The sequence below is a fragment of the Pseudomonas sp. 7SR1 genome (assembly GCF_900156465.1).
GTDB lineage: Bacteria > Pseudomonadota > Gammaproteobacteria > Pseudomonadales > Pseudomonadaceae > Aquipseudomonas.
In genome coordinates, this window is record NZ_LT707064.1 from 3,121,586 (window position 1) to 3,135,979 (window position 14,394).

General features: G+C 62.7%; 16 protein-coding genes. 13 read left to right on the top strand and 3 right to left on the bottom strand.

Features of this window, described 5'->3' with window-relative positions:
• From BW992_RS14190 to BW992_RS14250, 13 genes are all read left to right on the top strand, one after another.
• On the top strand, positions 1 to 1,368 hold the full coding sequence (locus BW992_RS14190; protein WP_072394146.1) for a cobyrinate a,c-diamide synthase: 1,368 nt from the start codon (positions 1 to 3) through the stop codon (positions 1,366 to 1,368).
• Positions 1,365 to 2,015: a 5,6-dimethylbenzimidazole synthase gene (gene bluB / locus BW992_RS14195; protein ID WP_072394017.1), complete on the top strand. Its 651-nt coding sequence runs from the start codon at positions 1,365 to 1,367 to the stop codon at positions 2,013 to 2,015. Before BW992_RS14190 ends, bluB begins: the two co-directional genes overlap by 4 nt.
• Entirely contained in the window at positions 2,012 to 2,920 is a 909-nt protein-coding gene (gene cbiB / locus BW992_RS14200) for an adenosylcobinamide-phosphate synthase CbiB (RefSeq protein WP_072431638.1), read from the top strand. Before bluB ends, cbiB begins: the two co-directional genes overlap by 4 nt.
• Entirely contained in the window at positions 2,913 to 3,905 is a 993-nt protein-coding gene (cobD, locus tag BW992_RS14205; RefSeq protein ID WP_072394011.1) for a threonine-phosphate decarboxylase CobD, read from the top strand. The genes cbiB and cobD overlap by 8 nt, the downstream gene beginning before the upstream one ends.
• Complete coding sequence (locus BW992_RS14210) at positions 3,902 to 5,353, top strand: cobyric acid synthase (protein WP_076406431.1); 1,452 nt, start codon at positions 3,902 to 3,904, stop codon at positions 5,351 to 5,353. The genes cobD and BW992_RS14210 overlap by 4 nt, the downstream gene beginning before the upstream one ends.
• Positions 5,354 to 5,503: 150 nt before the next feature.
• Positions 5,504 to 6,025: a bifunctional adenosylcobinamide kinase/adenosylcobinamide-phosphate guanylyltransferase gene (gene cobU / locus BW992_RS14215; RefSeq protein WP_072394005.1), complete on the top strand. Its 522-nt coding sequence runs from the start codon at positions 5,504 to 5,506 to the stop codon at positions 6,023 to 6,025.
• On the top strand, positions 6,022 to 7,077 hold the full coding sequence (gene cobT, locus BW992_RS14220) for a nicotinate-nucleotide--dimethylbenzimidazole phosphoribosyltransferase (RefSeq protein ID WP_076406433.1): 1,056 nt from the start codon (positions 6,022 to 6,024) through the stop codon (positions 7,075 to 7,077). The genes cobU and cobT overlap by 4 nt, the downstream gene beginning before the upstream one ends.
• Positions 7,074 to 7,649, top strand: coding sequence for an alpha-ribazole phosphatase family protein (gene cobC / locus BW992_RS14225; RefSeq protein WP_072431634.1), 576 nt, complete (start codon positions 7,074 to 7,076; stop codon positions 7,647 to 7,649). Before cobT ends, cobC begins: the two co-directional genes overlap by 4 nt.
• A gap of 2 nt (positions 7,650 to 7,651) precedes the next feature.
• Entirely contained in the window at positions 7,652 to 8,383 is a 732-nt protein-coding gene (locus BW992_RS14230; RefSeq protein WP_072393996.1) for an adenosylcobinamide-GDP ribazoletransferase, read from the top strand.
• A gap of 106 nt (positions 8,384 to 8,489) precedes the next feature.
• On the top strand, positions 8,490 to 8,894 hold the full coding sequence (locus BW992_RS14235) for a MarR family winged helix-turn-helix transcriptional regulator (RefSeq protein WP_072393992.1): 405 nt from the start codon (positions 8,490 to 8,492) through the stop codon (positions 8,892 to 8,894).
• Positions 8,895 to 8,945: 51 nt separating this feature from the next.
• On the top strand, positions 8,946 to 10,154 hold the full coding sequence (locus tag BW992_RS14240) for an MFS transporter (protein ID WP_072393989.1): 1,209 nt from the start codon (positions 8,946 to 8,948) through the stop codon (positions 10,152 to 10,154).
• 181 nt (positions 10,155 to 10,335) lie between these two features.
• Positions 10,336 to 10,887 carry a glutathione peroxidase gene (locus BW992_RS14245; RefSeq protein WP_072393986.1) on the top strand — a complete coding sequence of 184 codons (552 nt, stop codon included), beginning with the start codon at positions 10,336 to 10,338 and terminating at the stop codon, positions 10,885 to 10,887.
• A gap of 602 nt (positions 10,888 to 11,489) precedes the next feature.
• Positions 11,490 to 11,795: a hypothetical protein gene (locus tag BW992_RS14250; RefSeq protein WP_072393983.1), complete on the top strand. Its 306-nt coding sequence runs from the start codon at positions 11,490 to 11,492 to the stop codon at positions 11,793 to 11,795.
• Positions 11,796 to 11,899: 104 nt separating this feature from the next.
• Here the strand turns inward: BW992_RS14250 and BW992_RS14255 are convergent, their stop codons facing one another.
• From BW992_RS14255 to BW992_RS14265, 3 genes are all read right to left on the bottom strand, one after another.
• Entirely contained in the window at positions 11,900 to 13,183 is a 1,284-nt protein-coding gene (locus tag BW992_RS14255) for an OmpP1/FadL family transporter (RefSeq protein WP_072393980.1), read from the bottom strand.
• 144 nt (positions 13,184 to 13,327) lie between these two features.
• The gene (locus BW992_RS14260; protein WP_072393977.1) at positions 13,328 to 13,810 is read right to left on the bottom strand and encodes a hypothetical protein; all 483 of its coding nucleotides are present in this window, start codon (positions 13,808 to 13,810) and stop codon (positions 13,328 to 13,330) included.
• 274 nt (positions 13,811 to 14,084) lie between these two features.
• Complete coding sequence (locus BW992_RS14265; RefSeq protein WP_053147385.1) at positions 14,085 to 14,309, bottom strand: hypothetical protein; 225 nt, start codon at positions 14,307 to 14,309, stop codon at positions 14,085 to 14,087.
• Positions 14,310 to 14,394: the final 85 nt, after the last annotated feature.

Below are 14,394 nucleotides of genomic sequence, written 5' to 3' on the forward strand. Positions count from 1 at the left end.
ATGCACAGCCGCCAGTGCCCGGCCGTCCTGATCGCAGCCCCTGCCTCGGGGCAGGGCAAGACCACCGTCACCGCCGCGCTGGCCCGGTTGCATCGCACCCAGGGGCGCAGGGTGCGGGTATTCAAGTGCGGTCCGGATTTTCTCGATCCGATGATCCTGGAGCGCGCCAGCGGTGCGCCGGTCTATCAGCTGGACATGTGGATGGTCGGCGAGCAGGAAAGTCGACGGCTGTTGTGGGAAGCCGCCGGGGAGGCGGACCTGATCCTGATCGAAGGCGTGATGGGGCTTTTCGACGGCACACCGTCCAGTGCCGACCTGGCGCGGCATTTCGGTGTACCGGTGCTGGCGGTGATCGACGGAACGGCCATGGCCCAGACGTTCGGCGCCCTGGCCCTGGGCCTGGCGCGTTATCAAGCGGACCTGCCGTTTGCCGGGGTGCTGGCCAACCGGGTCGGCACCTTGCGGCATGCGCAACTGCTCGAAGGCAGCCTGACCGAAGGGCTGCGCTGGTACGGCGCGTTGTCCCGGGAGACCGGTATCGAATTGCCCAGCCGTCACCTCGGCCTGGTCCAGGCCAGTGAGCTGAATGATCTGGATCTGCGCCTCGATGCTGCCGCCGAGGCCCTGGCGAGCAGTTGCGAAGTGACGCTGCCGCCGGCCGTGACGTTTGCCGCACCCGAGGTGGTGGCCGTGCAACCCTGGCTCGACGGCGTCCGTATCGCCGTGGCGCGGGACGAAGCGTTTGCGTTCACCTACGGCGCAAGCCTCGACCTGCTGCGGGCCATGGGCGCGCAGTTGAGCTTTTTCTCTCCGATCCATGACACGACGCTGCCCGAAGCGGACAGCCTCTACCTGCCTGGCGGTTACCCGGAGCTGCACCATGTCGCCCTGGCCCGGAACGCGTCGATGCTGGCGGCGATCCGGGCTCACCATGAGGCCGGCAAGCCCTTGCTGGCCGAATGCGGCGGCATGTTGTACCTGCTGGATTCGCTGACCGATGTCGAAGGTACTCGCGCCGAGCTGCTGGGCCTGCTGGCCGGCGAGGCGCAGATGCAGAAACGCCTGGCGGCCCTGGCCCTGCAAGCGGTGGAGCTGCCGGAAGGCACCTTGCGGGGCCATACCTACCATCATTCGCTGACCAGCACCGATGTTGCGCCGATCGCTCGTGGCCAGAGTCCCAATGGCGGGCGTGGAGCCGAGGCGGTTTTCCGGCAGGGGCGGATGACGGCTTCCTATGTTCACTTCTATTTTCCATCGAACCCGAGGGCGATCGCCGCGCTGTTCGCGCCGGTCCCCGAGGCCGCTTTCGCGAACACGTTCGATCACCTGACTCCAGTGGAAGCGGGCTTGCTCGCGAAAAGGCCATGACCGACAACGCTTTCTCCCAGGCCGAACGCGACGCCATCTACCGCGCCATCGCCGAGCGCCGCGACATGCGCCACTTCGCAGGTGGCTCGATTGAGCCGGCCTTGCTGCGGCGCCTGCTGGAAGCGGCGCATCAGGCTCCCAGCGTGGGCCTGATGCAGCCGTGGCGATTCATTCGCATCAGTGACCGCGCCCTGCGCGGCAATATCCGGCAGTTGGTGGAAGAGGAACGTGTTCGCACCGCCGAGGCCCTGGGCGAGCGTAGCGATGAGTTCATGAAGCTCAAGGTCGAAGGCATCGACGACTGCGCCGAAGTGTTGGTGGCCGCGTTGATGGATGATCGCGAGCGGCATATCTTCGGGCGTCGGACCTTGCCGGAAATGGATCTGGCCTCGCTGTCCTGCGCCATCCAGAACCTGTGGCTGGCCGCCCGTGCCGAAGGGTTGGGGATGGGCTGGGTGTCGTTGTTCGAGCCCCAGGCCCTGGCCGACCTGCTGGGGTTGCCCGTCGGCGCCAAGCCCCTGGCGATTCTGTGCCTGGGGCCGGTGCAGAGCTTTTACCCGGCTCCGATGCTCACCCTGGAGGGCTGGGCGCAATCGAGGCCGCTAAATGAACTGCTTTATGAAAACCGTTGGGGCGTGAGCTCATGAGCGTGGCACTGCTCAGCGCTGCTGCGGTGGCGTTGGATGCGTTGCTGGGCGAACCTCGACGCTGGCATCCGCTGGTGGCGTTCGGCGGATTTGCCGATCGCATCGAACAACGTTTCAACGCGGGCGGGCGCGGCTGGCGCAGCCACGGTGTCACGGCGTGGTTCATCGCCGTGGTGCCGTTGACCTTGCTGGCCACGGCCTTGTCCTGGGCCCCCCTGGTGGGTTGGCTGGTGGACATCCTGGCATTGTACTGCGCCCTCGGACTGCGCAGCCTGGGGGAACATGTCGAGCCGGTAGCCCGGGCGTTGCGCAGTGGGGACCTGGACGAAGCGCGTCGGCGGGTGGGCTATCTGGTCAGCCGTGAGACCCGTGAGCTGGACGAAACCGCTGTCGCGCGCGCTGCCACCGAATCGGTGCTGGAGAATGGCAGCGACGCGGTATTCGCCGCCTTGTTCTGGTTCGCCGTGGCCGGCGCGCCCGGCGTGGTGTTGTACCGCTTGAGCAATACCCTCGATGCGATGTGGGGCTACCGCAACGAACGCTTCGAGCGGTTCGGTTGGGCTGCGGCCAGAATCGATGATGGCCTCAATTACATTCCGGCGCGGCTGGTGGCGTTGACCTACGCGTTGCTGGGGAAAACCCGAGTGGCGCTGCGGTGCTGGCGTCGCCAGGGGCCGACCTGGGACAGCCCCAACGCCGGGCCCGTCATGGCGGCCGGTGCCGGGGCGCTTGGGGTCGAGCTGGGAGGCGCGGCGGTTTACCACGGCGAGCTGCACCAGCGTCCGCCTTTGGGCGAGGGCGTTCCGGCGAGCGCCGATTCCATCGATCGCGGCTGGCAACTGGTCCAGCGCGGCGTATGGTTGTGGTTGCTGATCCTCTGCCTGGGAGCCGAGTTTTATGCTTGAGCACGGTGGGCGCCTGCGCAACGCGGCCCGGCAATACGGTATTGCCGAGGCGCAATGGCTCGATCTGTCCAGCGGCCTGGCGCCCTGGCCGTTCGAGGTTCCGGCGATTCCACTGCGCGCCTGGGCCCGGCTGCCTGAGACGGATGATGGGCTGGAACAGGCGGCCCGCGATTATTACGGCGCTGAGCATGTGCTGCCGGTGGCAGGTTCCCAGATGGCCATCCAGTTGTTGCCCCGCCTGCGTCGCACCGGCAAGGTCGGCGTGCTGTCGCCCTGTTACGCCGAGCACGCCGAGGCCTGGCGCCGAAGTGGCTACATCGTGCGGGAAGTGCTGGAAGCGGAAGTGGATTTCTTCCTCGACAGCCTCGATGTGCTGGTGGTGGTCAACCCGAACAACCCCACGGGCCTGAGCCTGAGCCCGGAGCGTCTGCTCGACTGGCATGCCCGGCTGGCCCAGCGCGGTGGCTGGCTGGTGGTCGATGAAGCGTTCATGGATGTCACGCCGCAACTGAGCCTGGCGGCCCATGCCCATCAGGTTGGTCTGATCGTGCTGCGTTCGTTCGGCAAGTTCTTTGGGCTGGCCGGAGTTCGCCTGGGCTTTGTATTGGCCGAGCGGCACTTGCTCAGGTTGTTGGCCGAACAGGTCGGGCCATGGGCCGTCAGCGGGCCGACGCGGGTGCTGGGGCAGGCCTGTTTGCTGGACCATGCCGCTCAGGTCCGCCAGCGACAGCGCTGTGAAGTCACCAGCCAGCGCCTGGCGCTGACCCTGGAGCGTCATGGCTTCAAGCCCCAGGGCGGCTGCGGGCTGTTCCAGTGGCTGGTGACCGAGCATGCCCAGGTGCTTCACGATTTCATGGCCCGCCGCGGCATTCTCCTGCGCTTGTTTTCCCACAACAGCAGCCTGCGGTTCGGGCTTGCAGCCGACGATGCAGAATTCCTGCGCCTCGAACAGGCGTTAGAGGCCTACACCAAGGATCTTCCATGACCACTTTGATGGTGCAGGGCACCACATCCGATGCCGGCAAAAGTACCCTGGTGACGGCGCTGTGCCGCTGGGTCCGCCGCCAGGGCGTCAGCGTGGTGCCGTTCAAGCCGCAGAACATGGCGCTCAACAGCGCGGTGACCGCCGATGGCGGCGAAATCGGGCGCGCCCAGGCGGTACAGGCCCAGGCCGCAGGCCTTGAGCCCCATACCGACATGAACCCGGTGCTGCTCAAGCCCAACAGCGACACCGGGGCCCAGGTCATCATCCATGGGCGTGCCGTGACCACCATGAACGCCGTTGCCTATCACGATTACAAAGCCATCGCGATGCAAGCGGTATTGGCCTCTCACCGGCGGTTGAGCGAGGCCTATCCGGTGGTGATGGTGGAAGGTGCGGGATCGCCGGCGGAAATCAATCTGCGGGCCGGCGACATCGCCAACATGGGCTTTGCCGAAGCGGTGGATTGCCCGGTCCTGCTGATCGCCGATATCAATCGCGGCGGGGTCTTCGCCCATCTGGTGGGCACCCTGGAATTACTGTCGCCCAGCGAGCAGGCGCGGGTGAAAGGCTTCGTCATCAACCGATTTCGCGGCGACATCGCCTTGCTGCAGCCGGGCCTGGATTGGCTTGAGGCGCGTACCGGCAAACCGGTTATTGGCGTGTTGCCCTACGTGACGGATCTGCACCTGGAGGCCGAGGATGGCCTCGACCAGCGCCAGGCCGACAAGGTCGGGCAGGTGCTCAAGGTGGTGGTGCCGGTGTTGCCGCGCATCAGCAACCATACCGATTTCGATCCGTTGCGCCTGCACCCGCAGGTGGACCTGCAATTCATCGGCCCTGGCCAGGCCATTGCGCCGGCCGACCTGATCATCCTGCCCGGTTCGAAAAGCGTGCGCAGCGACCTGGCCTATTTGCGTGCCAACGGCTGGGAGGCGGCTATCCAGCGTCACTTGCGCTATGGCGGCAAACTGCTGGGGGTCTGCGGTGGTTTGCAGATGCTCGGCCAGCAGGTCCACGACCCGCTGGGGCTGGAGGGCGCGGCGGGCTCCAGTGCGGGGCTGGGTTTGCTGGCCTTTGAAACGACGCTGGAGCACGAAAAACAACTGCGTAATGTCCGCGGGCGATTGGCCTTGGAAGAGGCTGAGGTCAGCGGCTATGAGATTCACGCGGGGGTAACCACTGGACCGGCCCTGGAAAACGCAGCGGTGTACTTGGAGGACGGCCGTTGCGACGGCGCGAAAAGTCTCGATGGACAGATTGTCGGCACCTACCTGCATGGACTGTTCGAATCTCCCCAGGCCTGCAGTGCGTTGTTGCGCTGGGCTGGGCTACAGGATGTGCAGGCAGTGGATTACCACGGCTTGCGCGAGCGGGACATCGAGCGGTTGGCGGATCTGGTGGAGCGGCATCTGGACACTGGGTTGTTGCGTGAACTCTGCGGGATCTAGGGTGGCTGTGCCGGCCTCATCGCGGGCAAGCTCGCGTCCACATTGGATTTCTGATGACCACAGAATTCATGAACCCACAGGATCAACTGTGGGAGCGCGCTTGCTCGCGATGGCGCCAGTCGCCACACCGCCAAATAAAGGTAATGACTCATGCTCCAACTGATCCTCGGCGGCGCCCGCTCCGGCAAGAGTCGCCTGGCGGAAAAACTCGCCACGGACACTCAATTACCCGTGACCTACATCGCCACCAGCCAACCCCTGGACGGCGAGATGAACGCACGGGTCGCCCAGCACCGCGCCCGTCGCCCGGCCGAATGGGCGCTGGTGGAAGAACCCTTGGCCCTGGCCCGGGTGCTACAGGAAAACGCCGCACCCGGGCAATGCCTGCTGGTGGATTGCTTGACCCTGTGGTTGACCAACCTGCTGATGCTCGACGACGCCGAGCGGTTGAATGCAGAACGCGATGCGCTGCTGGACTGCCTTGCTGCGCTGCCCGGCGACATCATTTTTGTCAGCAACGAGACCGGCATGGGTGTCGTGCCGCTGGGTGAGTTGACTCGCCGTTATGTCGATGAAGCCGGTTGGCTGCATCAAGCCTTGGCCGAACGGTGTCAGCGTGTCGTGCTGACCGTCGCCGGCCTGCCCCTGACTCTCAAAGGTACTGCGTCATGACTCACCGCTGGTGGCTGGACCCCTGCAAGCCCCTCGATACCCAGGTCCTGGAACAGGCCGCGGCTCGTCAGCAACAGCTGACCAAACCGGCCGGCTCACTCGGCCGGCTGGAGTCGGTGGCGGTGCAACTGGCGGGGTTGCAAGGGCAGCTCAAGCCGAGTCTGGATCAAGTCTGGATCGCGATTTTTGCCGGCGATCATGGAGTCGTGGCCGAGGGCGTATCAGCCTTCCCTCAAGAAGTGACCGGGCAGATGCTGCTCAACTTCGTCAGCGGCGGCGCGGCCATCAGTGTCCTGGCGCGGCAACTGGAGGCCCGGCTGGAAGTGGTGGACCTGGGCACGGTGACGCCGTCGCTCGAATTGGCGGGTGTCAGGCATCTGCGGGTCGGGCCTGGTACCGCGAATTTTCTCCATGGCGCGGCGATGACCCCGAAGCAGGGCGTGCAGGCTTTGCAAGCGGGGCACGACAGCGTGGCGCGCGCGGTCGAGGTCGGCACGCAGTTGTTCATCGGTGGCGAAATGGGCATCGGCAACACCACCGCGGCCAGCGCCCTGGCTTGCGCCTTGCTGGATTGCCCGGTGACTCACCTGGTGGGGCCGGGTACGGGACTGGACGCGGCGGGTATCAGCCGCAAGGCGCTGGTCATCGAACGCGCCCTGGCGTTGCATGGTGCCCAGGGCAACGACCCGCTGCAGACGCTGTTCAACCTGGGCGGTTTTGAAATCGCAGCGCTGGTCGGTGCCTACCTGGCCTGTGCCCAACAAGGTGTCGCGGTGCTGGTGGACGGTTTCATCTGCAGTGTCGCGGCATTGGTGGCGGTGCGGCTCAATCCGGGCTGCCGGCCATGGCTTCTGTTCGCCCATCGCGGTGCCGAGCCAGGGCATCTCCATGTGCTGGAAACCCTCGGAGCCGAACCGCTGCTCGATCTGGGCCTGCGCCTGGGCGAGGGCAGCGGCGCGGCGCTGGCGGTGCCGCTGTTGCGCCTGGCTTGTGGCCTGCACGGGCAGATGGCGACGTTTGCCGAGGCCGCCGTGGCGGATCGCCCGGCATGACCTTGCGCCTGGACCTGTTGCGTCACGGCGAAACCGAGCTGGGAGGCGGGCTGCGAGGCAGTCTCGACGATGCCCTGACGGCCAAGGGGTGGGAGCAGATGCACACGGCCGTCGCTCAAGGCGGGCCCTGGGATCGGCTGGTGAGTTCACCCTTGCAGCGCTGTGCCCGTTTCGCCGAACAACTCGGCGCCCGGCTCAACGTGCCGGTGCACTTGGAAAAAGACCTGCAAGAGCTGCATTTTGGCGCCTGGGAAGGTCGCAGCGCAGCGGCGTTGATGGACACTGATGCCGAGGCACTGGGCCAGTTCTGGGCCGATCCCTACCGGTTCACCCCGCCCGACGGCGAGCCGGTACTGGCGTTCTCGACACGGGTCCTGGCGGCGGTGGACCGTCTGCATGCGGCCTATGCGGGGCAGCGCGTCCTGCTGGTCAGTCATGGCGGTGTGATGCGATTGCTGCTGGCTCGTGCCCGGGGGCTGCCACGGGAGCAGTTGCTCAACGTCGAAGTGGCCCATGGCGCGCTGTTTTCACTGCGCGTGTCCTCCGGTTCGGTTCTGGCGGAGATGACCTGACGATGTTGTCGTTCTGGATCGCCTTGCAGTTCCTCAGCAGCCTGCCGGTTCGTCTGCCCGGCATGCCCGAGCCGACGCAGCTCGGTCGGTCGCTGTTGTTCTATCCGTTGGTGGGGGCGTTGTTCGGCGCATTGCTGTGGATCCTCAGCGCTGCGCTGTCCGGAGCGCCGCCACTGCTTCACGGAGCCCTGCTGCTGACGGCGTGGGTGCTGCTCAGTGGCGGCCTTCACCTGGATGGTCTGGCCGACAGCGCCGATGCGTGGCTCGGTGGTTTTGGCGACCGGGAGCGTACGCTGTCGATCATGAAGGACCCTCGCAGCGGCCCCATTGCCGTGATCACGCTGGCACTGGTGTTGCTGCTCAAGTTCACTGCGCTGCTGGCGCTGATCGAGCAAGGCCAGGCCGTTGCCCTGATCATCGCGCCGGTTCTGGGACGTTGTGCGCTGCTGGGCCTGTTCCTGAGTACGCCTTACGTGCGAGCTGGCGGATTGGGCCAGGCACTCGCCGATCACTTGCCACGAGACGCGGGCTGCAAAGTGCTGTCGATCAGTGTGCTGGGCTGTGTTCTGCTGACGGGGTGGACGGGGATCCTGGCATCGATCATCGCGACTGCTGTGTTTATCGGCCTGCGGCACATGATGCTGCGCAGGCTCGGGGGTTGCACTGGAGACACGGCCGGGGCGTTGCTGGAGCTGCTGGAAATGGCCGTGCTGGTGGGCTTGGCATTGGCCTGATCCGTACTTGGTCTTGATTGACAAGGGATTCATTTCGCTTCGCTGCGCAGGCATCCTCGCCAAATTAAAATTTGCATTCACTTAGTCGCGGGTATATACACGCATCATGCTTCCCTCCCAATGTCTATGCATCAACCTGCGTCGTGCCGCCCGGGGCGTCAGCAGGTACTACGACGGAGCCCTCGACGGTTTCGGCATCAACGTTGCCCAGTATTCGCTGTTGAACAACCTGGCGCGCCTGGATCAGCCGAGCATTTCCTCCCTGGCCGAGGCCATGGGCCTGGATCGCAGTACCCTGGGGCGAAACCTGCGAGTACTGGAGGGCGAGGGGCTGGTCCGGCTCGCAGAGGGTGAAGACCTGCGCAACCGCATCGTGATGTTGACGGAGGCCGGGCATGCCCGGCTCGAGGCCGCGTTGCCGGCCTGGGAAGCGGCGCAACAGAAACTGATCGATAAGCTGGGTGCCGAGAAACGCGCCACCTTGCTGGCCTTGCTGGATGAACTGGCGTGAAGCCGGTTCGTTCGACGATAAGTGGGTATATACCCACAACCGGAGAATAAAATGACATCGATGTGGCGTACCTGTGGTTGGGTCCTGGTGGGCAGCGCGCTGATCCTGGCGTTGTCCCTGGGGGTGAGGCATGGCTTCGGGCTGTTCCTGGCGCCCATGAGTGCCGAATTCGGCTGGGGCCGCGAAGTGTTTGCCTTCGCCATTGCCTTGCAGAACCTGATCTGGGGCCTGGCACAACCCTTCACCGGAGCCTTGGCCGATCGCTTCGGTGCGGCCAGGGTCGTGCTGATCGGTGGCGTGCTTTATGCCCTCGGCCTGTTGTTCATGGGGCTCTCGGATTCTGCCTGGTCGCTGTCGTTGAGTGCGGGACTGCTGATCGGGATCGGCCTGTCCGGTACGTCGTTCTCGGTGATCCTGGGGGTCGTCGGTCGCGCGGTGCCGGCGGACAAACGCAGCATGGGCATGGGCATCGCCAGTGCTGCCGGCTCGTTTGGCCAGTTCGCCATGCTGCCGGGCACGCTGGGGTTGATCGGCTGGCTGGGATGGTCCGCCGCGCTGTTGGCGCTGGGCCTGCTGGTGGCGTTGATCGTGCCGTTGGTCAGCATGCTCAAGGACGTGCCGGCGCCGCTGTCCAGTCATGAACAAACCCTGTCTGAAGCCTTGCGCGAGGCGTGCAGTCATTCCGGGTTCTGGCTGCTGGCATTCGGTTTTTTTGTCTGTGGTTTCCAGGTCGTGTTCATCGGCGTGCACCTGCCCGCCTATCTGGTGGACCAGCACCTGCCCGCCAGCGTGGGAACGACCGTGCTGGCGCTGGTGGGGTTGTTCAATATCTTTGGCACTTACACGGCGGGCTGGCTCGGTGGCCGGATGTCCAAGCCGCGCCTGCTGACGGGCTTGTACCTGCTGCGCGCGGTGGTGATCGGCCTGTTCCTGTGGTTACCGGTGACTACCACCACTGCCTACCTGTTTGGCATGGCGATGGGCTTCTTGTGGCTGTCTACGGTGCCGTTGACCAATGGCACGGTGGCGACTCTCTTCGGGGTACGCAATCTTTCGATGCTGGGAGGGATCGTGTTCCTGTTCCACCAGTTGGGGTCATTCCTCGGTGGCTGGTTGGGTGGGGTGGTGTACGACCGCACCGGCAGCTACGACCTGATCTGGCAAGTGGCGGTCCTGCTCAGCCTGCTGGCGGCTGCGCTGAACTGGCCGGTGCGTGAGCGTCCGGTAGCGCGCCTGCAGGTGCAGGCGGGTGCCGCATGAGCCGCGTCGGTCCGTGGTTGCTTGTCCTGGGCGCTGGCGTGCTGCTGGCGTTGGCCTGGTGGGGCTGGCATCAGGGCGGGCTGGCATTGATGCAACTGGGCATGGGCAACTGCTGAACAATGGACGGCACCGTGCGTGCGGAGTAACGTCGTGGTCTGATCGGCTTTCAAGGACATTCGACATGCTGATGCGCTGGCTTGCTGTTTCCGCTCTACTGCTGGCCGTGGCCGGACAAACCCAGGCCGCTGGCTGCCCGCCGTTGCTGGAGGGTTCGTTGCCCAAGCTGCGGGCCAAGGAAACCATCGATCTTTGCCAGCACTTCGCCGGTAAGCCGTTGGTGGTGGTCAATACCGCCAGTTTCTGTGGGTTCGCCCCGCAGTTCAAAGGCCTTGAGGCTCTCAACCAGCGCTACAAGGGCGAAGGGCTGCAAGTGTTGGGCGTGCCATCCAATGATTTCAAGCAGGAGTCCAAGGACGGCGCCGAAACGGCCAAGGTTTGTTACGTCAATTACGGCGTGACCTTCACCATGACCGAGCCTCAACCGGTACGCGGCGCTGACGCCATCCCATTGTTCAAGCATCTGGCCGAGCAATCCAGCGCACCGAAATGGAATTTCTACAAATACGTCGTGGACCGCCAGGGCAAGGTGGTGGGCAGCTTCTCCAGTCGTATCAAGCCCGATGATCCCGAATTCATCAAGGCAGTGGAGGCGGCCATCGCATCCCGACCCTGATCGCTCTCATGGAAAAGCCCCGTCTCTTTGCAGAGGTCGGGGTTTTTTTTGGCTTTGAAATTTGCCGTGATCCACTCGAGTCTCAGTCACATCCAATACGTTTTATTGCTTGGAATGTCGTGAATGTTGAGTTATCCAGTTTGCAAATAATTGTCTGGTTGTGTGTGGTGGGTTCAATAGTTAGTGAGGAAGTTGGATAAGGCAAATAAAGTTGAAAGCTTTATTGTGATCCATGGCAGGAAGAGTCTGTAGCTAGTTCTGGAAAGAGGGAGCTGCCCGGACTGGAAAGATATATTTTTATCCCACTCGATCGCTCGGGTATTGATCGGGGACACCAGCGTCGGCTGGCTGTGCGGCCATCTAGTGAAGTAGCGCGCAGTCCTGAGAAGTGCCTCAGAAGTCCCGCTCTAGAGGCATCAGAACTTCTCGGTCCTTCTGCTTGGCAACATTCGGTTGCATCGAATGATTTCATATAGCTATCATTTGGCTTGTAGCGCGTCCTATTGGTCGCTATCGGACTCAGGAAAACGGTCCTGGTCTTGGCCCAAAGTTATCGTGATCGTCGTTGTATCGATGATTCAAGAAGTTCGGAGTTCACACGAATGATCACTGTTGATGCGGCTGTGGAAGAGTTTGTGCGCTTACTTGATGTCGCGACTGCCATTGCGCAAGAAATGAAGAATAGTTCCAGGGATGCCTTTGTTATCCAGGCGGCTGAAGTCACGATCAAGAACCTCAAGGGCTTTCGCAGCCTGGCGCTGTCCGGCGGGCTGCCGAGGCCATCGAGAGGTGAGGTTGCCCTAGGGGCAGGTCTCGATTTGCGTCGTGGTGTTGGCGAATGGGCAGGAGCCGGTAAGTTGGTGGAGGCTATTGGTCAGGTCGAACATCACTACGAACATTCGCTGTAAGCTGACCGCCTGGCGGATAGAGCGTTGGATACAAAACGCCCGATGCTGGGCACCGGGCGTCAGGTTGAAGCAAAGCGGCGAGCGTACAGCCTCGCCGTGAGTTGTCAGAAGCGGTAGGTTGCGCCAACGCCGAAGCCGTTTGCGCTGTTTTCGTATTCAGCGTTATAGGACTGGCCCAGTGCGTTGGTTTGATTGACGTTGACTTTCTCTTCCTTCAGGTAGGAATAGGCCACGTCGATGGTCAGGTCTTCGGTTGGGCTCCAGCCGGCACCCAGGCTGAAGATGGTCCGATCGCCGGTTGGAATACGAGGCGAACGGTCCGTGTTGTTGGCCGGCGACTGGTCGAACGTCAAACCGGTACGCAGCACCCACTGCTTGTTCAACCGATAGGACGTACCGATGGCATAGGCCCAGGTGTCATGCCAGTTCTGCTCTTCGGTGATGGTGCCGAGAACCGGGTTCAGCAGGCCGCCGCCCGTCTCGGTCCCTTTGTTTTCCACAGTGATATCTTTCAGGCGGCTCCAGCGAGTCCAGGTGCTGCCCGCATAGACGGTCCAGGCATCGTTGATTTCCTGGGTAACCGAAAAGTCCACCGACTCTGGCGTGGTAATGTCCAGCGAAGCATCGTAGCGTGCGCCGCTGAGGAAGCCGGCGGGGACGCCAGCGCCCGGGCTCACTTCGGTATGGCCGTCGAGTTTGTACTTGACCTTGGAGTGGTAGGTCAGGCCAACGCGCGTGGTGTCGGTCGCCTGGACCAGCAGGCCGATATTGTAGCCGTAGCCAATGTCGTCGCCCTTGATCTTGACGTTGCCATCAGTACCCGGCAAAGGCGCTGGCAAGGTCAGTGCCGATTCCAGGGAGCCCGAAATGCGGTTGATGGTGGGACCGAAACCGATCGACACCTTGTCATTGAAGGCATAGCTGACAGTCGGCTGGAAGGTGACGACCTTCACTTCGCTCTTGCTGCCGAAATTACGGCCCTGGAAACTGCTTTCATAGTCAGTGATCAGGCCGAACGGTGCGTACACGCCCAGGCCGAAAGCCCACTGGTCATCGATAGGCTTGACGTAATAACCCATCGGAACGCCGGTGAGCGGAACCATGTCGCCCTTGTTGGTGCCCGATTGGGAGCCACTGGCATCGTTGATATCGGTGGAGGCGTCGATGGCGGCAAAACCGCCAGTCACTTGCTGGCGCTTGAGGCGCGACATGCCGGCAGGGTTACCAAATACGGTGCTTGCGTCGTCTGCGGAAGAGGAACGACCAGCGAAACCAGTGCCCATGCCACTGATGCTTTGTTCGTTCAAGGCAAAGCCACTCGCGAAGAGTTGGCTGGATGCCAAGGTAACGGCAAGGCCGAGGGTGGTTTTGAGCATCATTTTTTTCATTGTTAGAACTCCTGGTGATCACCGGCGCAAAAACTACCAATATTTTCGTTCAAGCGCTATAGCCTGTTTCGCTTGATTTAGAGCGGTTTTGTAGGACAATCCGACCAGAATCGCGACCAATACCTGAACTTTTTAAAATCCCGTTCAGCAGGCGACCTGATTCAAGGGTGAAACACATTGTTGCCAGGCGCAGGTGAAATCTCTCAAGCGCCCTTGGGGATGAAAGGTCTGGCGCCAGATCCGGGCCATGCCCAGCAGATCGTCGGCCTCGGGAAGCGGTGTGTTCTGTTCTTCCACCAGTAGCCATGCGATTGCGGTGGCGTAGCGAAGATTGACGGTCAGCTCCAGGTGGGGGCCGCTGAGAAAGGCGTGCTGGCTGGCGAGGCCGCGCACCAGGCTGGCGCGTTCAGGGTCGCGGGCCAGATAGTCGTCCCAGAGCGCGCGATGACGAGGCTCGGGAATGCGATACAGGCCATGTCCGCGGCGGTCATGCAGGGCTGATCCCAGGGCCGACTGGCTGGCGGCGATCCCCAGCAACAGGCATTCCGCCGTGGTGCTGTGGCTCCCCAGGTAAAGGAGCGTAGGGCGGATCACATATCGACACAGTTCGCTGGCAGCGATACCCATAAGACCCTCGAAGCGTAGAAAAGGGCGAAGCCTGAAGATGTGGGCTTGGCAGCGGTGGATCGGTCCAGGCTCCGCCGGAAGCGGATCATGCCGCTTGACTTGAAGTGTAGTGTCATATTTGCGCTGTAAAGGACTGTTTTTAAAACATCTTCAGCGAACGGTTATAACCGTTATATCCCTTGGTACTTAAGCCGTTGCGCTTCTACGGGCTTTTCCAGGCAATAAAAAGCCCCGCTTTTTCAGGGCGGGGCCTTTGGTTTCAGCTTGCTGGCGTTCAGGCAACCAGGGCCTGGCGGGTACGCTCGATCACGGCCTGCAGCGGTTCTGCGCTGGAGTACTGATCGGGATACAGGCGTTCGCTGTGACGGGCGATGCCGTGTTCGTTGACCAGCGTGAAGCTGAAGCAGCCTTTGCGAGCGGCCAGGATCAGGCAGTTCATTGGAGCAAAGGCGTTGGTGAGGGTGCGGATGGCATCCTGTGTCTGGATTTGAGTCGACATGTTATGGGTGTTCCTACAAATGACACGGTTAAGAACCGTGCAACGTTAAAACGTTCCAGTAACGTCGACCACCATTGGTCGAACG